This is a genomic window from Serratia sp. BW106, assembly GCF_002607755.1.
Taxonomy (GTDB): Bacteria; Pseudomonadota; Gammaproteobacteria; order Enterobacterales; family Enterobacteriaceae; genus Serratia; species Serratia proteamaculans.
In genome coordinates this window covers 13587-34183 of record NZ_MCGS01000024.1, presented here as the reverse complement: position 1 = coordinate 34183, position 20597 = coordinate 13587, and the positions used below count along the sequence as shown (strand labels likewise).

The 20597-nt window shown below is 55.1% G+C and carries 19 protein-coding genes; 4 read left to right on the top strand and 15 right to left on the bottom strand.

All coding sequences use genetic code 11. The features are described 5' to 3' along the window. The first annotated feature begins 62 nt into the window (after positions 1–62). From BEI65_RS17500 to BEI65_RS17490, 3 genes are all read left to right on the top strand, one after another. Complete coding sequence (locus BEI65_RS17500) at positions 63–788, top strand: 4'-phosphopantetheinyl transferase superfamily protein (protein ID WP_099064426.1); 726 nt, start codon at positions 63–65, stop codon at positions 786–788. A 174-nt stretch (positions 789–962) separates the two neighbouring features. Then, entirely contained in the window at positions 963–1529 is a 567-nt protein-coding gene (locus BEI65_RS17495; protein WP_099064425.1) for an NADPH-dependent FMN reductase, read from the top strand. A 94-nt stretch (positions 1530–1623) separates the two neighbouring features. Beyond that, positions 1624–2676: a hypothetical protein gene (locus tag BEI65_RS17490; protein WP_099064424.1), complete on the top strand. Its 1053-nt coding sequence runs from the start codon at positions 1624–1626 to the stop codon at positions 2674–2676. Between the two features lie 240 nt (positions 2677–2916). Here BEI65_RS17490 and BEI65_RS17485 read toward each other — a convergent pair whose 3' ends face one another. Continuing rightward, the gene (locus BEI65_RS17485) at positions 2917–4254 is read right to left on the bottom strand and encodes an NCS2 family permease (protein WP_099064423.1); all 1338 of its coding nucleotides are present in this window, start codon (positions 4252–4254) and stop codon (positions 2917–2919) included. Between the two features lie 224 nt (positions 4255–4478). On the opposite strand from BEI65_RS17485, the gene yieH reads away from it, so the two are divergent. Then, positions 4479–5144, top strand: a complete 666-nt coding sequence (gene yieH, locus BEI65_RS17480) for a 6-phosphogluconate phosphatase (RefSeq protein WP_099064422.1) — start codon at positions 4479–4481, stop codon at positions 5142–5144. Here yieH and BEI65_RS17475 read toward each other — a convergent pair. From BEI65_RS17475 to atpA, 14 genes are all read right to left on the bottom strand, one after another. Next, positions 5137–5877 carry an amino acid ABC transporter permease gene (locus BEI65_RS17475; protein ID WP_099064421.1) on the bottom strand — a complete coding sequence of 247 codons (741 nt, stop codon included), beginning with the start codon at positions 5875–5877 and terminating at the stop codon, positions 5137–5139. The two genes, yieH and BEI65_RS17475, sit on opposite strands and share 8 nt — an antisense overlap. 1 nt (position 5878) lies before the next feature. Continuing rightward, complete coding sequence (locus tag BEI65_RS17470; RefSeq protein WP_099064420.1) at positions 5879–6604, bottom strand: amino acid ABC transporter permease; 726 nt, start codon at positions 6602–6604, stop codon at positions 5879–5881. A gap of 79 nt (positions 6605–6683) precedes the next feature. Beyond that, positions 6684–7523 (bottom strand): ABC transporter substrate-binding protein, encoded by an 840-nt coding sequence (locus BEI65_RS17465; RefSeq protein ID WP_099064419.1) that lies wholly within the window; start codon positions 7521–7523, stop codon positions 6684–6686. Positions 7524–7691: 168 nt separating this feature from the next. Next, positions 7692–8426: a phosphate signaling complex protein PhoU gene (phoU, locus tag BEI65_RS17460; RefSeq protein WP_085120124.1), complete on the bottom strand. Its 735-nt coding sequence runs from the start codon at positions 8424–8426 to the stop codon at positions 7692–7694. Positions 8427–8437: 11 nt separating this feature from the next. Further along, positions 8438–9208: a phosphate ABC transporter ATP-binding protein PstB gene (pstB, locus tag BEI65_RS17455; RefSeq protein ID WP_369804765.1), complete on the bottom strand. Its 771-nt coding sequence runs from the start codon at positions 9206–9208 to the stop codon at positions 8438–8440. 54 nt (positions 9209–9262) lie between these two features. Then, a complete protein-coding gene (gene pstA, locus BEI65_RS17450; RefSeq protein WP_099064418.1) occupies positions 9263–10153 on the bottom strand; it encodes a phosphate ABC transporter permease PstA in 891 nt (296 codons plus the stop codon). Between the two features lies 1 nt (position 10154). After that, complete coding sequence (gene pstC, locus BEI65_RS17445; protein WP_085120121.1) at positions 10155–11111, bottom strand: phosphate ABC transporter permease PstC; 957 nt, start codon at positions 11109–11111, stop codon at positions 10155–10157. 92 nt (positions 11112–11203) lie between these two features. Further along, positions 11204–12244 carry a phosphate ABC transporter substrate-binding protein PstS gene (gene pstS, locus BEI65_RS17440; protein WP_099064417.1) on the bottom strand — a complete coding sequence of 347 codons (1041 nt, stop codon included), beginning with the start codon at positions 12242–12244 and terminating at the stop codon, positions 11204–11206. Between the two features lie 336 nt (positions 12245–12580). Continuing rightward, positions 12581–14410 (bottom strand): glutamine--fructose-6-phosphate transaminase (isomerizing), encoded by a 1830-nt coding sequence (gene glmS / locus BEI65_RS17435; protein ID WP_099064416.1) that lies wholly within the window; start codon positions 14408–14410, stop codon positions 12581–12583. Positions 14411–14607: 197 nt separating this feature from the next. Further along, the gene (gene glmU, locus BEI65_RS17430) at positions 14608–15978 is read right to left on the bottom strand and encodes a bifunctional UDP-N-acetylglucosamine diphosphorylase/glucosamine-1-phosphate N-acetyltransferase GlmU (protein ID WP_099064415.1); all 1371 of its coding nucleotides are present in this window, start codon (positions 15976–15978) and stop codon (positions 14608–14610) included. Positions 15979–16274: 296 nt separating this feature from the next. Further along, positions 16275–16694 (bottom strand): F0F1 ATP synthase subunit epsilon, encoded by a 420-nt coding sequence (locus BEI65_RS17425; RefSeq protein ID WP_004950490.1) that lies wholly within the window; start codon positions 16692–16694, stop codon positions 16275–16277. A gap of 20 nt (positions 16695–16714) precedes the next feature. Next, positions 16715–18097 carry a F0F1 ATP synthase subunit beta gene (gene atpD, locus BEI65_RS17420; RefSeq protein ID WP_012004485.1) on the bottom strand — a complete coding sequence of 461 codons (1383 nt, stop codon included), beginning with the start codon at positions 18095–18097 and terminating at the stop codon, positions 16715–16717. Between the two features lie 32 nt (positions 18098–18129). Further along, positions 18130–18993 (bottom strand): F0F1 ATP synthase subunit gamma, encoded by an 864-nt coding sequence (gene atpG / locus BEI65_RS17415; protein ID WP_085120116.1) that lies wholly within the window; start codon positions 18991–18993, stop codon positions 18130–18132. 58 nt (positions 18994–19051) lie between these two features. Next, positions 19052–20593, bottom strand: a complete 1542-nt coding sequence (atpA, locus tag BEI65_RS17410; protein ID WP_085120115.1) for a F0F1 ATP synthase subunit alpha — start codon at positions 20591–20593, stop codon at positions 19052–19054. Between the last annotated feature and the right edge of the window lie 4 nt (positions 20594–20597).

Genomic DNA, 20597 nt, shown 5'->3' with positions numbered 1-20597 from the left:
GCGACTTATGCTTAATCTAACCCCCCTGCGTTTTCTGCTGCCCCTCTGTCATGGAGTGAATAATGGCGTGTCATTTTGCCCGATGGATCCCCACATCCACCGCACTGGATACCCGGAGACTCTCCGCAGACGTGGTTGCTGCGACCGCTTCTTTTTCCGTTAAACGCCGCCAGCGCTTCCTGCAGGGGCGCATCCTGCTCGCAGAGATGATGTTCTATCTTTATGGGCTGCCGGTATTACCCTCTATCGCCACCACCCCAACCGGCCGCCCCTGTTTCGTCGACAATCACCTGCCCGATTTCAGCCTGGCCTATGCCAGCGATACGGTGGGGGTCTTGCTCAGCCAGGAAGGCAAGGTAGGGCTGGATATTGAAGTCATGCGCGCCCGCGGCGGGCAACATAAAGAGCGGCAGCACCAATACCAAACGCCGGCCGAAAGCGCCTGGATCAGTGCGCAATACGATCGACTGGAGGCAGAAACCCAGCTGTGGAGTATCCGCCAGAGCGTGCTGAAACTTTCCGGCCTGGGTAACAGCGGGCAGTCGACGCTGCTGCTGCATCCTTTTTCCGGCCATCTGCGCTCCAGTATCACCCCGCAGGTCCATGTGATGAGCGATGCCGATGAATACCTGAGTTGGGCTTGTGCGCGTGAACCCAGCCTTGAGCGCTTAATCTGTTGGCAATACGAAGCGGACAAAGGCCTGCAGAAGCACGGCGAAATCTCCCCGCGAACCCCAGCCATCTCCACCCGCTTTGTGAAATTAACCAGTCTGGCGCTCCACCGCTGACATCGGCGATTAATGACGGATCCGTAAGATAAAACTTTCTTTAACGGATAAATTTCTGCATAAAACTGCAAAGTCAGCTAAATATTCAGCAATCATCTATTCTCACTGCCCTTCTTGCCCTACTATCTTCGGGTGTTCTAAGCTGAATCTGTTCATTCGAAAGGGAGAATCACCATGTCAGACCAAGCATTAAAAATCGTCACCCTGCTCGGCAGTTTACGTAAAGGCTCTTACAACGCGATGGTCGCCCGTGCCTTACCCGGCCTTGCCCCACAAGGTGTTACCATCGAAGCACTCCCCTCTATCCGTGATATCCCGCTGTACGATGCCGATATGCAGCAGGGAGAAGGTTTCCCCGCCGCGGTGGAAGCCATTGCCGAACAAATCCGCCAGGCTGACGGCGTGATCATCGTAACCCCGGAATATAACTATTCGGTGCCGGGCGGATTGAAGAACGCCATCGACTGGCTTTCCCGTCTGCCAAATCAACCCTTGGCCGGTAAGCCAGTGGCTATTCAGACCAGCTCAATGGGGCCAATTGGTGGCGCACGCTGCCAGTATCACCTGCGCCAGATCCTGGTGTTCCTCGACGCAATGGTGATGAACAAACCAGAATTTATGGGTGGCGTGATCCAGAACAAAGTGGACGCGCAGACGGAAGAATTGAATGACCAGGGTACGCTGGACTTCCTGACGGGGCAGCTGTCCGCCTTCAGCGATTACATCCGTCGTCTGAAATAAATGTCTTTTTTGACGCCTTCAGCAAAAATTGACTGATGGCGTCATTATCATGAGAAAAAAATCACCAACCCATTAAAAATAAAGTCATTAAATTATGTATTTCTTTATTTTAGCCATATTACTGGCTTTCATCACCAGACCACTACTAGCCACAGAAATGCATTATCCCGCCGGAGAAGAGCCGATCGAGCTGCCGGTACATAGCCCGCTTAGCACCCAGTTACCCCGCACCGCACAGAGCCAGGAAGATAAAAAGATCGCCGCCATGTCGTTGTATCTGACGCTGATGCGTGAAGATGGCCGTAATGTATGGGCACCTTACCAGTTGGCGGCCTCCTCAGCAGAAAAGGGCCAGACCGAATTGGCAGAGCGTTATCTGCAACTGAGCGCCGATCGCGGGTTGTGGTATTACTACAATCTGTTGGAGGACGACGCCTTCAACAACATCCAACACAGCAGCACCTATCAGTCGATTCTGGCGATAACCAAAGCGCGCTATCTGCAACATGCGCATTGGTTCGAAGGCAAAGCCAGCTACGCCATACCGGACGGTCCCCCCCCACCCGGAGGCTGGCCAACGGTGGTGTATCTGCACGCCTATGGCAAAAGCGCCGGTATCACGCCTGAAGAGCGCCTGTTTTTCAGTGAGATCGGCGTCACCTATGTTGAGATCAACGGCACCCAGATGCTGTCAGAAAACTGTTTCCGTTGGTCAAATTACAGTGATGAAAGCACTCAGAGCGCAATTCAGCGGGCTTTGCAGCCGTTAACCAAAGAATTAAAGCTCAACCCTCAACAGGTCTACCTTACCGCTCGCGGGCAGGGAGCACTGCATGCTGCCAATCTGCTGGCCAAGTACCCGCAACTTTATGCCGGAGCGATGCTGATCGCCCCTAATGGCGAGATCAAACAGGCACAGCAGTCGCTGGCAGCCCATAAGCGGCTGGTGGTGGCGTACTACGATCGGCAAAATTTCAGCGATCAGGCGTTGGCAATGCACTTCGCCAATCTGTTCAGTGAGAATAATCAGGTAGAGGCTTTGCATTTTGCCCAGGGTGAGAACCCCGATGGCGGCTGGCAGGCGCGTTTCAAACGGCCTTTGCAGTGGATGTTGCATCAGGTACCCGACGCAACACCGGGCGCCTGATGTGACTACGCGCATTGACTTGCAGGCTATGAGAAAGTTGATTATTAGGGAGAGCGTACCGAAGGGGTCGTAGCAGCTTCAGCTGCCGACCAATTTGCCGGGAGCAAATTGGAACGACTTTCAGTCGGCCCGGAGGGTGGGACACACGGATGTGTCCCATAATGGCCCCTCGGTGCGCTAGGCCCGAGTATCTCAGGCTAAAAGCAAACCCAGGGCCGACGTTTGTCGGCCCTGTTCGCATTAATGACCGTCTACAAAAACAATCTTCAGCACAAACAGTAGCGCGACAACCACCACGCATGGGCTGATTTCACGCCAGCGGCCGGTACCCAACTTCATGACGCAGTAAGAAATAAAGCCGAGTGCGATACCTTCGGTAATCGAGAAGCTGAACGGCATCATCACCGCAGTCACAAACGCCGGTACCGCTTCGGTCAGGTCATCCCACTTAACCCGCGCCAGGCTGGATGTCATCAGCACGCCCACGTAGATCAACGCACCGGCAGCGGCGTAAGCCGGCACCATGCCCGCCAGCGGCGACAGGAAAATCACCAGCAGGAACAGGATCCCGGTCACCACCGCGGTCAGACCGGTACGGCCGCCGACGGAAACCCCGGCAGAGCTTTCAATGTAGGCCGTCACGGAGGAGGTACCGACAAAGGAGCCGGCCACCGAACTGATGCTGTCCACGTACAACGCCTGCTTCATGCGTGGGAACTTGCCCGTTGCATCGGTCAGACCGGCCTTGTCGGTCACGCCAATCAGGGTGCCGGAGGAGTCGAACAGGTTCACCAGCATAAAGGAGAAAATCACCCCCGCCAGGCCAATGTTCAACGCCCCCGCCAGATCAACCTGGCCCACTACCGAGGTAATGTTGGGTGGCATCGAGAACACGCCGCCGTATTTCACATCGCCCAATGCCCAGCCGATCAGGGTGGTCACCACGATGGAAACCAGCACCGCCGCATGGAAGTTACGGGAGGACAGCACGGCAATGATAAAGAAGCCCAGCGCGCCCAGCAGCACATTGTGCGAGGTCAGGCTACCGATGGTCACCAGCGTATCCGGGTTAGCCACCACAATGCCGGCATTTTTCAGCCCCATCATGCCGATAAACAGGCCGATACCGCTGGTGATCCCCACCCGCAAACTCATGGGGATATTGGCAATCATCCAGTAGCGGACGCGGAAAATGGTCAACAGCAATAAACCGACCGCGCCCCAGAAGATGGCCCCCATGCCGATCTGCCATGAAATCCCCATCGCGCCCACCACCACAAAGGCGAAGAACGCATTGAGGCCCATTGCCGGCGCCAGTGCCACCGGCAGGTTCGCCAGCAGGCCCATCAAAATACTGCCAAAAGCGGCAATCAGACAGGTGGTTACAAACACCGCCTGCGTATCCATACCCGCCGCGCCCAAAATTTGCGGGTTAACGAACACGATATACACCATGGTCAAAAAGGTAGTAATACCGGCAATCGTTTCCGTACGCGCCGTAGTGCCATGTTGCTTGAGTTTAAACACACGCCCAAGCAAGCCTTGCTCAACGTCAAGGCCAGTGACTTGTTTGCTCATTATCAGAATTCCGAAGAAGGGAATGGAGAGTCGCTGGCTATCCTATAACAAAAAGTCAGGGTTTTGACGCCGCTCACAGCTTTTTTTCGCCGTCTTTACGGCTAAAACCCCCAACAGATTGTATTTACTGAGATTGATCGGTAAACCGTGATTCTGGGGTCGCAATCCTGCCTGATGCGGTTAAAGTGGCATTATCACCGCATAACCTAAGGACACGGCCCCTGATGAAGCAGATTGACTGTATTTTGTTTGATTGCGACGGCACGCTGGTGGACAGCGAAGTGCTGTGCAGCAAAGCCTACGTGCACATGTTTGCCCACTATGGCATTCACCTTTCGCTGGACGAGGTGTTCAGAAAGTACAAGGGGGTGAAGCTGTACGAGATTATCGAACAGGTTAATGCGGAGCACGGAGTCGCCTTGCCGAAGGAAGAACTGGAGCCGTTATACCGCCAGGAAGTGGCCCGTCTGTTCGACAGCGAATTGCAGCAGATTACCGGTGCGCGTGAACTGCTGGCACAGGTGTCAGTCCCTATGTGTACCGTGTCTAACGGCCCGGTCAGCAAAATGCAGCACTCGCTCGGCCTGACCGACATGCTGCACTATTTTGATGACCGGTTGTTCAGCGGCTATGACATCCAGCGCTGGAAACCGGATCCGGCTATCGTGTTTCACGCCGCCGAAAAAATGCAGGTACCGGTGGAGCGTTGCATCCTGGTGGACGACTCCGCCGCCGGGGCGCAGGCCGGGATCGCTGCGGGTATCCCGGTATTTTACTTCTGTGCCGATCCGCACAATAAACCGATCGACCATCCCCTGGTCACCGCATTCGACAGCCTGGCGCAATTACCTGCGTTGTGGCGTGAACGTGGCTGGCAGTTGACTAACTAGCCGGCAACGGCGGTTTGTTACGCCACCAGCGCCATGAGCGTTTCAACGCCCGGGTCTGCGGGCTAAAGCGGCGATTGACCGCATTGGCCAGCAGATCCAGCGCCAGACAAAAAACGAAGTACACCAGGGCGATAAACAGGAACACCTCCATCGGGTACACCATGCTGCGGTTGTTGACCTGGGTTGCCAGAAAGGTCAGCTCACCGACACCGACGATATAGGCCAGCGAAGTGTCCTTGATCAACGAAATCCACTGGTTGATAAACGAAGGCACCATCATGCGCAGCGCCTGGGGCAATACGATCATCCGCAGCGTCTGCCAGCGGGTTAACCCCAGTGATAAACCCGCTTGCCACTGGCCCGGGCCGATGGCGGCAATTCCCGCCTTCACCGCATGAGCCAGATAGGCCGAGGCGATCAACGCCAATGCGCAAACTACGGTAGTAATTTCCGGAATATCCACGCCAAAAACCATCGGCAGCAGAAAATAGGTCCAGAAAATCAGCATGATCACCGGGATGGCGCGGAAGAAGCCCAGCAGCATGGCCAGTAATCCGGCAGCGACGCCGCTCGACATCGCCAGTGCCACGCCTAACAGCGTGCCGAGAATGGCCGAAGCCACACCGGCCATCAGGCTGATCGCCAACGTCAGCGCGGCGCCCCCCAGCGGTCCGTCCGGCCAGGTGCCCCACAACAGATAGCCCAGGTTGTCGTAAATGACGCTGAAATCCATCTTAATGCCCTCTCAGCGGTTTACGCTGCTGTCGCCACATGCCCCAGCCTTCCAGCAACGCAATAATGGCAATGTACAGCAACGTCGCCACACCAAACGCCTGGAAGGTGCGCAGCGTCTCGGTTTCTACCTGACGCGAAGCATAGGACAGTTCGGCAACGCCGATCGCCATGGTCAGCGAGGAGTTTTTTATCACGTTCATATACTGACCCAGCAGCGGTGGCATGGCGATTTTCAGCGCCTGCGGCAGCACCACATAACGCATGGCCTGCCAGCCGGTTAATCCCAGCGCGTTGGCCGCATATTTTTGCCCGCCGGCGACGCCACGGATACCAGAGCGGATCTCTTCGGCGATAAATGCACTGGAGTACAACGTCAGGCCAAAGAAGCCGGCGAGAAACTCGAACGACGGCCACTCTAGCGGGCCGATTTGATGTGAAGTGTTCAGCCACTGCATGGCGGCAGAAGGCAGGATCTGCCCGGCAGCGAAATACCAGAAGAACAGCTGCACCAGCAATGGCGTATTACGAAACAACGAACTGTACCCCACCGCCAGCCAGCGCAGTCCCCACAGGCGGCTGTCACGCATTGCCGTCAGTAAAAACCCCAACAGCGTGGCGGCCAGGCTCGCGCAGGCGGAAAGCCACAGCGTCAGCAGGAAACCCTGCCATAGCCAGCTCAGATACTGCGGCGCCAGCAGCCAGTCTGAGAGTTGTTGCAGATGCATGCTAAATCCTTGTATTGCAGAATGCGCCAGGGGCGCAGCAAGCTGCGCCCCTCCGTTCACACCTCACAGCCCTCGCGGATCAGGCTTTCGGCTGTTGATCCAGGGGTGCGATGGTGAAATTGCCGCGTGGCTGCGCGGTTTTGGTTTCCGGGCCAAACCAGCGATCGTAGATCTTCACCGCTTCGCCGTCTTTTTCCAGTTTAATCAGCGTGTCATTCACGCTGGCGGTCAGGCGATCTTCGCCTTTGGGAATACCGACCCCCTGGTACTCTTTGGTAATGCTGAACGGCGAGATCTCGAAATCAGCCTTCTGCGCCGCCGGCAGGTTGCCTAGCAGGCCCACCAGTTTGGCATCATCCTGGGTGATCGCCTGAACGTTGCCGTTACGCAGCGCCACGAACGCCAGCGGTGTGTCGTCGTAAGAGATCACTTTGGCCGTCGGATAATGTTCACGCAGGGTAATTTCCTGCACCGTGCCCTTGTCCGCGCCAATGCGCAGTTTTTTGATATCTTCCGGGGTTTTCAGCACGCCTTTATGGGCGATAAATTTCTGGCCGGTGGCGAAGTACGGCACGCTGAAGTTCACTTCCTTGGCGCGCTCGTCAGTAATGGTGAAGTTGGCGGCGATCAAATCGACCTTTTTCGACACCAACAAAGGAATACGGTTGGCAGGATTGGTGGCTCGCAGCTCCACCTTCACACCCAGCGCTTTGCCGATCGCATCGGCCACATCAACGTCATAACCCACCAACTTTTTGCTTTGCGGATCGATATAACCGAACGGAGGATTACTGTCGAACACCGCGATACGCACTACGCCGGCTTTCTTGATGTCGTCGAGTTTGTCCGCATGCGCGGCACCGGTGGCGAGGCTGGTCAGGCTGGCTAACAAAGTTAAGGCCAAAACGCGATGTTTCATGAGTTGCTCCTAAGGGGTTGATGTCCTGCTGGCTGCTACGCTAGCAAGACCCGCTTAGGTCAGGAAATAATATAAAAAGCTATATTTATAACCTTTTTATCTTTAGGGGTTTTAAACAGCATAAAGGCGCAGTTTTCTGCGCCTTTGGAGGGTAACTCGTGGGGAGAATTACTCTTTTTTCTCGTCTTTACCGTCGGACGACAACAGCTTTTCCAGCGCATCGCCGCCAATATGACGGAAGTCCTGACCTTTGACGAAGTAGAAGATAAATTCGCAAATGTTCTGGCAACGATCTCCGATACGCTCGATCGAACGGGCGCAGAACAACGCAGTCAGCACGCTGGGAATGGTGCGCGTGTCTTCCATCATGTAAGTCATCAGCTGACGCACAATGCCTTCATATTCCTGGTCGACCTTTCTGTCTTCGCGGTAAATTCGGATCGCTTCATCCAGATCCATACGCGCGAAAGCGTCCAGCACGTCATGCAGCATCTGCACGGTATGGCGGCCCAGCGACTCCAGGCTCACCAACAGTGGCTGGTGCTGATGCGAGAACTTCTCCAGCGCGGTACGGCAAATCTTATCTGCCACGTCGCCGATACGTTCCAGTTCGGAGATGGTTTTGATGATCGCCATCACCAGGCGCAGGTCACTGGCGGTCGGCTGGCGTTTGGCGATGATCCGCACGCAGGCTTCGTCGATCGCCACTTCCATCATATTGACCTTGGCATCGCCTTCGATCACCCGCTTGGCCAACTCACCGTCCTGGTTATGCATCGCGGTAATGGCGTCGGTCAGTTGCTGTTCCACCAGCCCGCCCATGGTCAACACCTGGGTGCGGATGTGCTCAAGTTCTGCGTTGAACTGGCCGGAAATGTGTTTATTTAAATTCAGGTTATCCATGATGCATCCTATCAACCATAACGGCCAGTGATGTAGTCTTCGGTCTGTTTTTTCTGTGGCGCGGTGAACAGGGTATCAGTATCACTGAACTCGATCAGTTCGCCCAGATACATAAATGCCGTGGAGTCCGAGCAACGCGCCGCCTGCTGCATGTTGTGAGTTACGATCACCACGGTGTAGTCAGACTTCAGCTCGCTGATCAGCTCTTCAATTTTACCGGTGGAAATCGGATCCAGCGCCGAGCAGGGTTCATCCAACAATAATACGTCCGGACGAATGGCAATGCCGCGGGCGATACACAGGCGCTGCTGCTGGCCGCCGGACAGGCTGTAACCGCTCTGGTGCAGCTTGTCCTTGGTTTCGTTCCACAGCGCTGCCTTGGTCAGAGCCCACTGCACGCGCTCATCCATGTCGGCACGCGACAGCTTTTCAAACAGACGCACACCGAAAGCGATGTTGTCGTATATCGACATCGGGAACGGTGTCGGCTTCTGGAACACCATGCCAACCTTGGCACGCAGCAGGGCGATATCCGAGTTGTCGGTCAGAATGTTCTGCCCATCCAGCAGGATGCCGCCTTCGGCACGCTGCTCGGGGTATAGCTGATACATCTTGTTGAAGGTGCGCAGCAGGGTTGATTTGCCGCAGCCGGATGGACCTATAAACGCGGTGACCTTGTTCTTGGCGATATCCAGCGTGATGTTTTTCAGCGCATGGAATTTGCCATAGTAGAAGTTCAGATCGCGTACCTGAATTTTGCTGCTGGAAGCGTCAGTAACCATACTCATCAAGACTTCTCTCTTTTCATCAGCGCCGCCAGGGCCGCGCTCAAAATTTTATGAATGCTTTTGCTTGGCGAAAACCACACGCGCCAAGATATTCAGGACCAATACGCACAGGGTAATCAACAACACCCCTGCCCAGGCCAGTTCTTGCCATTCGGCGAACGGGCTCATGGCGAATTTGAAAATGGTCACCGGCAGGTTGGCGATCGGCTGCATCAGATCGGTGCTCCAGAACTGATTCGACAGCGAGGTAAACAGCAACGGTGCGGTTTCCCCGGCGATACGTGCAATCGCCAGCAGTACGCCGGTGATAATGCCGGAAACAGAGGCCTTCAACGTGATGGCGGAAATCATGCGCCATTTCGGTGTACCCAGCGCGTAAGCCGCCTCACGCAGCGTATCCGGCACCAGTTTCAGCATGTTTTCGGTGGTACGGATCACGATCGGCACCTGCAACAACGCCAGTGCAATGATCCCAGCCCAGCCGGAGAAGTGCTGCATCTTCGCCACCACAATGGTGTACACGAACAGGCCGACGACGATCGACGGTGCCGATAACAGAATGTCGTTAATAAAACGGATAATTTCCGCCAGCCAGGATTTACGGCCGTATTCCGCCAGGTAAATGCCGGCCATGATGCCCAGCGGCGTGCCGAATATCGTCGCCCACATGATCAATAACCCGCTACCGGCGATGGCGTTAGCCAGGCCGCCGCCGGCAGTATTCGGTGGCGGTGTCATTTCGGTGAACAACGCCAGCGACATGCCGTCGATGCCTTTGGTCACCGTGGAGAACAGGATCCACACCAGCCAGAACAAGCCAAATACCATGGTCGCCATCGACATGAACAGCGCCAGTCGGTTTTTCTGACGGCGCCAGGCCTGCATTTTGCGACGGCTTTCCAACAGCGCCAGGTTGTTTTGCATTTCCATAGTCGCCACGTTAGCGTCCCTCCTTCTTGGCCAGACGCATGACCATCAACTTCGACAGCGCCAGGACGATAAAGGTGATAACAAACAGAATCAGACCCAGCTCCATCAACGCTGCGGTGTGCACCCCAGATTCCGCTTCGGCGAATTCGTTGGCCAGCGCAGAGGTGATACTGTTACCCGGCATATACAGCGAGACGCTGTCGAGCTGGTAGGTGTTACCGATGATGAAGGTCACCGCCATGGTTTCCCCCAGCGCACGGCCCAACCCCAACATCACACCGCCAATCACGCCATTCTTGGTAAACGGCAGCACGATACGCCAGATCACTTCCCAGGTGGTGCAGCCGATGCCGTAGGCCGACTCTTTCATCATCACCGGGGTCTGCTCGAACACGTCGCGCATTACGGCAGCGATGTAAGGAATAATCATAATCGCCAGGATCACCCCGGCAGCCAGAATACCAATACCGAATGCCGGGCCAGAGAACAGCTCACCGACAATCGGAATGCCGGACAGCACGTCGCCAACCGGAGTCTGGAAATATTCGGCAAACAGCGGGGCGAACACGAACAGACCCCACATGCCGTAAACGATACTTGGGATTGCCGCCAGCAGCTCAATGGCGATGCCCAGTGGGCGTCGCAGCCAGTTTGGCGCCAGCTCGGTCAGGAACAGCGCAATACCAAAGCTGACGGGCACGGCGATAATCAGTGCAATCAACGAGGTGACCACGGTGCCGTAGATGGGCACCAGCGCACCGAACTGCTCGGCAGGCGCGTCCCACTCTTTGGTCCACAGGAAGGAGAAACCGAATTTCTGGATGCTCGGCCAGGAGGCGAAGATCAGTGAAACAATAATGCCGCCCAGCAACAATAGGGTAATCAGCGCTGCCAGTTTAACCAGCGCGCTGAAGATGACGTCACCATTTTTACTCGGTGCTTTAATGGTCGGCTTGTACTCAGCCATAGATCACTCTCTGTTTTAACCCTGGCAGGCCCAACATAGGTCAGACCCTGAAAAACTGAGTGGGGCGCGTTGGATCCCGCGCCCCTGCGTTGTTAGTACAGCGCTTTACCGGAACTGTCTTTTACGTTGGTTTTCCATGCTGCACGCACCTGCTCGACAACTTCGTTCGGCAGAGTGGCGTAATCCAGGTCATTAGCCTGCTTGGCGCCCGTTTTGTACGCCCAGTCAAAGAACTTCAGGACTTCGGTGCCCTGAGCCGGGTTTTTCTGCTCTTTGTGCACCAGGATGAAGGTGGTAGAGGTGATTGGCCAGGCGTTGTCGCCTTTCTGGTCAGTCAGGTCCTGTGCGAAGGTTTTGCTCCAGTCCACGCCTTTAGCCGCTGCGCTGAAGCTCTCTTCTGTCGGGCTAACCGCTTTGCCATCGGCAGAAATCAGCTTGGTATAAGCCAGGTTGTTCTGCTTGGCGTAAGCGTATTCCACGTAGCCGATAGAGCCTGGCAGACGCTGTACGAAGGCCGCGATACCGTCGTTACCCTTGCCGCCCAGACCGGTTGGCCAGTTAACGGTAGAGCCTGCGCCGATTTTCTCTTTCCACTGCGCGTTGGCTTTGGACAGGTAGCTGGTGAACACGAACGAGGTGCCTGAACCATCAGCACGACGCACAACGGCAATGTTCTGATCCGGCAATTTAACGCCAGGGTTCAGCTTGGTGATCGCCGGGTCGTTCCATTTCTTCACGTTACCCAGATAGATATCGCCCAGAGTTTTACCGTCCAGGGTCAGCTCACCGGATTTGATGCCCGGGATGTTAACTGCCAGCACCACACCACCGATCACGGTAGGGAACTGGAACAGGCCATCAGCCGCCAGTTTTTCGTCAGTCAAAGGTGCATCAGAAGCCCCAAAGTCAACGGTATTGGCGATGATTTGCTTCACGCCACCCGAAGAGCCGATGCCCTGATAGTTAACTTTGTTGCCGGTTTCTTTCTGATAAGAATCTGCCCACTTGGCATAAACCGGAGCGGGGAATGTCGCACCTGCACCGGTCAGGCTAGCAGCAGCGAACGCGGACACGGCGGTCAGGGAGAAAGTCGCTGCCACAATACTGGCGACGGTGGTACGCATCAGTTTCATAATCCCTCCTAATGGGATATTCAAAAATCGACTTCAAGTCGTTTTCATCAGAGTAAGTATTGCTGCAGGAGGGAAAATAGGACAGTTTGGTGACAGTAAAATGTACGAAATATGACAGTTATATTACAACGCGAGCACCGTGATGATTATGTATTTAAAATCAGCCAATTAAAGATAAAAACACTCAGTAATTAATCAATAAAAAAACCCTTTCCATCTCACCTATCCGCTTGAATATGACAACTTTTATCCCTGCTGTCGCACCATTGTCATATTTGCTGCAGCCATGAAAAAAGCCGGCACAGCGGCCGGCTTTTAGAGGTTAACAGCAGCGAGTTACTCTACCGTGACAGACTTCGCCAGGTTGCGCGGCTGGTCAACGTCGGTGCCTTTGATCAGCGCCACGTGGTAGGACAGCAACTGCAACGGCACGGTGTAGAAGATCGGTGCCACGATTTCTTCAACGTGCGGCAACGGGATGATAGTCATGCCTTCGCTGCTGACGAAACCGGCATCCTGATCGGCGAACACATACAGCTGGCCGCCGCGCGCGCGCACTTCTTCAATGTTGGACTTCAGCTTTTCCAACAGTTCGTTGTTCGGCGCCACCACGATCACCGGCATATCGGCATCGATCAACGCCAGCGGGCCATGTTTCAACTCACCGGCCGCATAGGCCTCTGCGTGAATATAGGAGATCTCTTTGAGCTTCAGTGCGCCTTCCATCGCGATCGGGTACTGATCGCCACGGCCGAGGAACAACGCGTGATGCTTGTCGGAGAAGCCTTCCGCCAGCGCTTCAATGCTTTTGTCCAGCGACAGCATCTGTTCGATACGCGCCGGCAACGCCTGCAGGCCGTGTACGATTTCATGCTCAACGCTTTCCGCCATACCTTTCAGTCGGCCCAAACGCGCCACCAGCATCAACAGCACCGCAAGCTGGGTGGTAAAAGCTTTGGTGGAAGCCACACCGATTTCGGTGCCGGCCTTGGTCATCAGCGCCAGATCGGATTCACGCACCAGTGAAGAACCGGCCACGTTACATACAGCCAACGAACCGAGATAACCCAGTTCTTTCGACAGGCGCAGTGCCGCCAGCGTATCGGCGGTCTCACCGGACTGCGACAAGGTAATGATCAGGCTGCCCGGACGTACGGCAGATTTGCGATAGCGGAATTCTGACGCAATCTCCACGTCGCAAGGCACGCCGGCCAGCGATTCGAACCAATAGCGGGCAACCATGCCGGAGTGGTAAGAGGTCCCACAGGCAATGATTTGCACGTGCTGCACCTTCGCCAACAGTTCGTCGGCACGCGGGCCCAGCTCGCTCAGGTTGATTTGGCCGTGGCTGAAACGCCCTTCCAGGGTGTTCTTCAACGCCAGTGGCTGTTCGTAGATCTCTTTTTGCATGTAGTGACGGTAAGCACCTTTGTCACCAGCGTCGTACTGCACCTGGGATTCGATTTCAGGACGCTCAACGGCGTTGCCCTGCTTATCGAAAATGTTGACGGTGCGGCGAGTCATCTCCACCACGTCACCTTCTTCCAGGAAGATAAAGCGACGGGTTACCGGCAACAGCGCCAGTTGATCGGAAGCCAGGAAGTTTTCACCCACGCCACGGCCGATAACCAGCGGGCTGCCGGAACGCGCAGCCACCAGCACGCTGGGATCACGGCTGTCCATCACCACGGTGCCGTATGCGCCACGCAACTGAGGGATCACGCGTTGAACCACTTCCAGCAAGGTACCGCCCTGGCGCTGTTCCCAATGCACCAGGTGAGCAATCACCTCGGTGTCGGTTTCAGAGCTGAAGTGATAACCGCGTTCGATCAGCAGTTCACGCAACGGTTCGTGGTTTTCGATGATGCCGTTATGCACCACTGTAATGTAATCAGAAACATGCGGGTGCGCGTTAGCTTCGGTAGGTTCACCGTGCGTTGCCCAGCGGGTGTGAGCAATACCGGTGCCCCCATGCAATTCATGTTGTTCAGCGGCTTCGGCCAGTTTGTTAACTTTGCCCACGCGGCGTAAACGGCTGACGTTACCTTCGGCATCCACCACCGCCAAACCGGCTGAGTCGTAGCCACGGTATTCAAGACGGCGTAACCCTTCCAACAGAATCTCTGCAATATCACGTTGCGCTACTGCGCCTACAATTCCACACATCAGTTGTATTCCTAATTAAACGCCTTTCGGGGCGCTTTCGATGTCTTGACCTGATTTTGCCGGTTTTTACCGTGCTTCCCCGAGCCTGTAGAGAATGGGGATTATCCTCTTACCGCCTAGCAGCAGCTCAAAATCTATTGAGGACTTTTATGTTTTGTATTGGGCTCGTAAGCGGAGCCCAACGCAAAACACACGAGTTACTTCTTCTTGACCGGGCGCTGCCAACCCTGGATGTGCACCTGCTTGACGCGGCTCAGCACCAGTTCGTCTTCGCCGATATCACGGGTCACAGTAGTACCAGCGGCGATGGTGGAACCTTTGCCAACGGACACTGGTGCCACCAGCTGGGTGTCGGAACCGACAAACACGCCGTCGCCGATAATGGTTTTATGCTTGTTGGCGCCATCATAGTTACAGGTGATGGTACCGGCACCGATATTCACATCGTCGCCAATCTCGGCATCGCCCAGGTAGCTCAGATGACCCGCTTTGGACCCTTTGCCCAAACGCGCCTTTTTCATTTCGACGAAGTTGCCCACATGGGCACCCACTGCCAGTTCAGCACCCGGACGCAAGCGGGCAAAAGGACCCACTGTGCATTCCGCTGCCAGCACGGCATCTTCCAGCACGCTGTACGGACTGATTTCGCAGTCATCACCGATCACACAGTTTTTCAGCACGCAGCCGGCACCGATTTTCACTCGATCCCCCAGCTTAACCGTGCCTTCAATAATCACGTTGGCATCAATAGAGATGTCGCGACCGTGGACAAGTTCCCCGCGCAGGTCAAAACGCGCCGGATCCAGCAGCATAACGCCAGCCAACAGCAATTTTTCAGACTGTTCTGCCTGGTAGATGCGCTCAAGCCGCGACAGTTGCAGGCGGTTATTCACACCTTCCACTTCGCTCAGGCGTGACGGATGCACAGCTTCAATTTTCTTGCCGTCGGCGTGGGCCAGCGCAATGATATCGGTGATGTAGAATTCACCCTGTGCGTTGTCGTTATTCAGCATCCCCAGCCAGCGCTTGAGATCACGCCCATTGGCCACCAGGATACCGGTGTTGATTTCATTAATCTGGCGCTGGGTTTCGCTGGCATCCTTGTGCTCAACAATGCCCACCACCTGGTCGTTCTCACGCACGATACGCCCGTAACCGCTCGGATCAGCCAGCTTCACCGTCAGCAGGCCAATGCCGCCCTGTGGCTTCGCGGCCATCAGACGCTGCAAAGTATCGACAGAAATCAGCGGGACGTCGCCGTACAGCATCAGCACGTCTTCATCATCGGCAAAATGCGGTGCCGCCTGCTGCATGGCATGGCCGGTACCCAATTGCTCGGCCTGCAACACCCAGTTGAGTGCGCCGTCGGTCAGGGTGTTTTTCAGCAGATCGCCGCCATGGCCATACACCAGATGGACGTTTTTCGCGCCCAGTTTCATCGCGGCATCAATGACGTGCTGCACCATCGGCTTGCCAGCCAACGGATGTAATACCTTGGGAAGATCGGAATACATGCGTGTTCCCTTGCCCGCGGCGAGGATCACCACACTCATTGCGCTGTTCGACATAAGCAACCTGATAACTCCATTTTGATAGACGAAAGTAGAACCCTTTAGTGACGATATTACTACATATTTCTCTGCACGAACCCAGTGTAGGCCATGGGGCACTAGGCACACAGCAATTAACACTCACATAACCCGGCAGTGGGCAGAACTGTCGGCGATCGGAGACATTTTCAGCCCCAACGGGGGGTTATACATCACCATACCCGCCGGGCTGAAACGCTTATTTTAAAGCAAAAAAAAAGCGACCCAATAGGCCGCTTTCTTAATTTTGGTTGCGTTATGAACGCGCCAAAATATTACATCGATCTTCTGGTGAGTTCGATAACGCGCAGTTTTGCGATCGCTTTCGCCAGTTCTGCAGATGCCTGAGCATAGTCGACATCGCCATGAGAGCTGCTGATATGCTCTTCAGCTTTACGCTTAGCTTCCAGCGCTCTCGCTTCGTCGAGGTCCGTTCCACGGATAGCAGTGTCAGCCAGCACGGTGACCACGCTCGGTTGTACCTCAAGGATACCGCCGGACAGGTAGATGAACTCTTCTTCACCGTGTTGTTTAACAATACGCACCATGCCAGGCTTGATGGCAGTCAGCAGCGGCGCATGGCCAGGGAAAATCCCCAGTTCGCCTTCGCTACCTGTCACCTGGATCTTTTGCACCAGGCCGGAAAACATGTGTTTTTCCGCGCTGACTACATCCAGATGGTAAGTCATAGCCATATCACCCTCCTCTCAAGACGTTACAGTTTCTTGGCTTTTTCCACTGCTTCTTCAATGGTGCCAACCATGTAGAACGCTTGTTCAGGCAGGTGGTCATAGTCGCCGTCCATAATGCCTTTGAAACCACGAATGGTGTCTTTCAGCGATACGAACTTGCCCGGAGAACCGGTGAAGACTTCTGCCACGAAGAACGGCTGAGACAGGAAGCGTTGGATTTTACGCGCACGGGATACGACCAGTTTGTCTTCTTCAGACAGCTCGTCCATACCCAGGATTGCGATAATATCTTTCAGTTCCTGATAGCGTTGCAGAATAGACTGCACGCCACGCGCTACATCGTAGTGCTCCTGGCCAACTACCAGCGGATCCAGCTGACGGCTGGTGGAATCCAGCGGGTCAACGGCCGGGTAGATACCCAGAGAAGCGATATTACGGCTCAGTACCACAGTTGCATCCAAGTGAGCAAAGGTGGTGGCTGGTGACGGGTCAGTCAAGTCATCCGCAGGGACGTAAACGGCCTGTACGGAGGTGATTGAACCAGTCTTGGTAGAGGTGATACGTTCTTGCAGAACACCCATCTCTTCCGCCAGCGTTGGCTGATAACCTACCGCCGATGGCATACGGCCCAGAAGTGCGGACACTTCGGTACCGGCCAGGGTGTAACGGTAGATGTTATCAACGAACAGCAGAACGTCACGGCCTTCGTCACGGAATTTCTCCGCCATGGTCAGACCGGTCAGAGCAACGCGCAGACGGTTACCCGGTGGCTCGTTCATCTGGCCGTAAACCAGGGATACTTTGTCCAGTACGTTGGAGTCGTTCATTTCGTGGTAGAAGTCGTTACCCTCACGAGTACGCTCACCCACGCCCGCAAACACAGAATAACCGGAGTGCTCGATCGCGATGTTACGGATCAGCTCCATCATGTTTACAGTTTTGCCTACGCCCGCACCACCGAACAGACCGACTTTACCCCCCTTGGCGAACGGGCAGATCAGGTCCATTACCTTGATACCGGTTTCCAGCAGATCCTGGGAGTTGGCCAAATCTTCGTAGCTTGGCGCCGGACGGTGAATCGCCCAACGTTCTTCTTCGCCGATATCGCCCTTCATGTCGATTGGTTCACCCAATACGTTCATGATACGGCCCAGGGTAGCTTTACCTACCGGTACTTCAATCGGGTGGTCCAGGTCAGTCACTTTCAGACCGCGACGCAGACCATCAGAGGTCCCCATTGCGATACAGCGAACCACGCCACCGCCCAACTGTTGCTGAACTTCCAGCACCAGCTTATTGGCACCGTTTTCTACCTCAAGAGCGTTGTACACTTTTGGTACGGCATCCTGAGGGAACTCGACGTCCACTACGGCGCCGATTACCTGGATAATCTTTCCAGTAGCCATCTTGAATCCTCTACGTAATTCGTAAACCTAGCTTAAACCGCGGAGGCTCCCGAAACGATCTCGGTGAGTTCCTGAGTGATGCTGGCCTGACGAGCCTTGTTGTATACCAACTGCAGCTCTTTGATCAGGCTACCGCCGTTATCGGTTGCGGCTTTCATCGCTACCATTCGTGCGGCCTGCTCGCTGGCCAGGTTTTCCACGACGCCCTGATAAACCTGAGATTCCACATAGCGGCGCAGCAAGGTATCAAGCAGCACTTTTGGATCGGGTTCATACAGGTAATCCCAAGATTTTTTCTTCAGCTCACCGTCATCGGCAGGCGGCAACGGCAGCAGCTGAACGATCTGTGGTTCTTGGGACATCGTATTGATAAATTTGTTACTGACAATGTACAGCTTGTCCAAACGACCTTCGTCGTAGGCTTGCAGCATCACTTTCACCGGGCCGATCAGCTCCGACAGGGAAGGGTTATCCCCCATGCCGGTAACCTGGGCAACCACGTTGCCGCCCACGGAACCAAAGAAAGAAGCCGCTTTAGAGCCAATCAGTGCCAAATCAGTTTCGACACCTTTTTCGGACCAGCCTTTCATCTCTGACAACAGCCGCTTGAACAGGTTAATGTTCAAGCCACCACAGAGACCACGGTCAGTAGACACCACCAGATACCCGACGCGCTTAACATCACGCTCATCCAGGTACGGGTGCTTATATTCCAGATTACCTAACGCAAGGTGACCAATCACTTTGCGCATGGTCTCTGCATAAGGACGGCTGGCCGCCATGCGTTCCTGCGATTTACGCATCTTGGAGGCGGCGACCATTTCCATCGCTTTAGTGATCTTTTGCGTGTTTTGCACGCTCGCGATCTTACTACGTATCTCTTTTGCGCCGGCCATGTCTGCTTCTCCTCATTGCCAGACGGCCTGCTGTCTTACAACTGCAGGCCGCTGAGCGTTACCAGGACTGGGTTTTCTTGAAGGTCTCGAGGATGCCTTTCAGCTTGCCCTCGATCTCATCGTTGAAATTGCCAGTTTGGTTGATGTGGTTCAGCAACTCGGCATGCTCGCGGTCTGCGTAAGCAACCAGCGCGGCTTCGAAGCTCACGACTTTCGCGACTTCAACGTCGTTCAGGAAGCCACGTTCTGCGGCAAACAGCACCAGAGACTGTTGTGCGACGGACATCGGCGCATACTGTTTCTGTTTCAGCAGCTCGGTCACTTTCTGACCGTGGCTCAGCTGTTTGCGGGTCGCATCATCCAGATCGGAAGCGAACTGAGAGAACGCAGCCAGTTCACGGTACTGTGCCAGCGCGGTACGAATACCACCGGACAGTTTTTTCATGATCTTGGTTTGCGCTGCACCGCCCACACGGGATACGGAGATACCCGGGTTAACTGCCGGACGAATACCGGAGTTAAACAGGTTGGATTCCAGGAAGATCTGACCATCGGTAATCGAGATTACGTTGGTCGGAACGAACGCGGAAACGTCACCTGCCTGGGTTTCAATGATCGGCAGAGCCGTCAGTGAACCGGTTTGGCCTTTGACTTCACCTTTGGTGAAGGCTTCAACGTAGTCGGCGTTAACACGCGCAGCACGCTCCAGCAAACGGGAGTGGAGGTAGAATACGTCGCCTGGGTAAGCTTCACGACCTGGTGGACGACGAAGCAGCAGGGAGATCTGACGGTATGCAACGGCCTGTTTGGACAGGTCATCATAAACAATCAGCGCATCTTCACCGCGGTCACGGAAGTATTCACCCATCGCACAACCGGCATATGGCGCCAGGTATTGCAGTGCAGCGGACTCGGACGCGGTAGCAACCACAACGATGGTGTTTGCCAGTGCGCCGTGCTCTTCCAGTTTGCGCACCACGTTAGCGATGGTGGACGCTTTCTGGCCGATAGCCACGTAAACACATTTGATGCCGGAATCGCGTTGGTTGATGATCGCATCGATCGCCAGTGCAGTTTTACCTGTCTGACGGTCACCGATCACCAGCTCACGCTGGCCACGGCCGATTGGGATCATGGCGTCAACAGATTTGTAGCCAGTTTGAACCGGCTGATCTACGGACTGACGCTCGATAACACCAGGGGCAATAGCTTCAACCGGGGAGAAACCGTCGTTATCAACCGGGCCTTTACCGTCGATAGGTGCGCCCAGGGTGTTAACTACACGGCCCAGCAGGCCACGGCCAACCGGAACTTCCAGAATACGGCCGGTACATTTTACCTTCATGCCTTCGGCCAGATCCGCGTACGGACCCATAACCACGGCACCTACGGAGTCGCGCTCCAGGTTCAATGCGATTGCGTAACGGTTGCCTGGCAGCGCGATCATTTCGCCCTGCATAACTTCGGCCAGACCGTGTACGCGGATGATCCCGTCACTGACGGAAACAATAGTACCTTCATTGTGAGCTTCGCTCACCACATTGAACTGAGCAATGCGCTGCTTGATCAGTTCGCTGATTTCGGTGGAATTCAGTTGCATGCTC

Excerpts from the sequence above, each read along its gene's own strand:
- BEI65_RS17500 (WP_099064426.1), top strand. The coding sequence starts at position 63 with ATGGCGTGTCATTTTGCCCGATGGATCCCCACATCCACCGCACTGGAT.
- BEI65_RS17495 (WP_099064425.1), top strand. The coding sequence starts at position 963 with ATGTCAGACCAAGCATTAAAAATCGTCACCCTGCTCGGCAGTTTACGT.
- BEI65_RS17490 (WP_099064424.1), top strand. The coding sequence starts at position 1,624 with ATGTATTTCTTTATTTTAGCCATATTACTGGCTTTCATCACCAGACCA.
- BEI65_RS17485 (WP_099064423.1), bottom strand. The coding sequence starts at position 4,254 with ATGAGCAAACAAGTCACTGGCCTTGACGTTGAGCAAGGCTTGCTTGGG.
- yieH (WP_099064422.1), top strand. The coding sequence starts at position 4,479 with ATGAAGCAGATTGACTGTATTTTGTTTGATTGCGACGGCACGCTGGTG.
- BEI65_RS17475 (WP_099064421.1), bottom strand. The coding sequence starts at position 5,877 with ATGGATTTCAGCGTCATTTACGACAACCTGGGCTATCTGTTGTGGGGC.
- BEI65_RS17470 (WP_099064420.1), bottom strand. The coding sequence starts at position 6,604 with ATGCATCTGCAACAACTCTCAGACTGGCTGCTGGCGCCGCAGTATCTG.
- BEI65_RS17465 (WP_099064419.1), bottom strand. The coding sequence starts at position 7,523 with ATGAAACATCGCGTTTTGGCCTTAACTTTGTTAGCCAGCCTGACCAGC.
- phoU (WP_085120124.1), bottom strand. The coding sequence starts at position 8,426 with ATGGATAACCTGAATTTAAATAAACACATTTCCGGCCAGTTCAACGCA.
- pstB (WP_369804765.1), bottom strand. The coding sequence starts at position 9,208 with ATGGTTACTGACGCTTCCAGCAGCAAAATTCAGGTACGCGATCTGAAC.
- pstC (WP_085120121.1), bottom strand. The coding sequence starts at position 11,111 with ATGGCTGAGTACAAGCCGACCATTAAAGCACCGAGTAAAAATGGTGAC.
- pstS (WP_099064417.1), bottom strand. The coding sequence starts at position 12,244 with ATGAAACTGATGCGTACCACCGTCGCCAGTATTGTGGCAGCGACTTTC.
- glmS (WP_099064416.1), bottom strand. The coding sequence starts at position 14,410 with ATGTGTGGAATTGTAGGCGCAGTAGCGCAACGTGATATTGCAGAGATT.
- glmU (WP_099064415.1), bottom strand. The coding sequence starts at position 15,978 with ATGTCGAACAGCGCAATGAGTGTGGTGATCCTCGCCGCGGGCAAGGGA.
- BEI65_RS17425 (WP_004950490.1), bottom strand. The coding sequence starts at position 16,694 with ATGGCTATGACTTACCATCTGGATGTAGTCAGCGCGGAAAAACACATG.
- atpD (WP_012004485.1), bottom strand. The coding sequence starts at position 18,097 with ATGGCTACTGGAAAGATTATCCAGGTAATCGGCGCCGTAGTGGACGTC.
- atpG (WP_085120116.1), bottom strand. The coding sequence starts at position 18,993 with ATGGCCGGCGCAAAAGAGATACGTAGTAAGATCGCGAGCGTGCAAAAC.
- atpA (WP_085120115.1), bottom strand. The coding sequence starts at position 20,593 with ATGCAACTGAATTCCACCGAAATCAGCGAACTGATCAAGCAGCGCATT.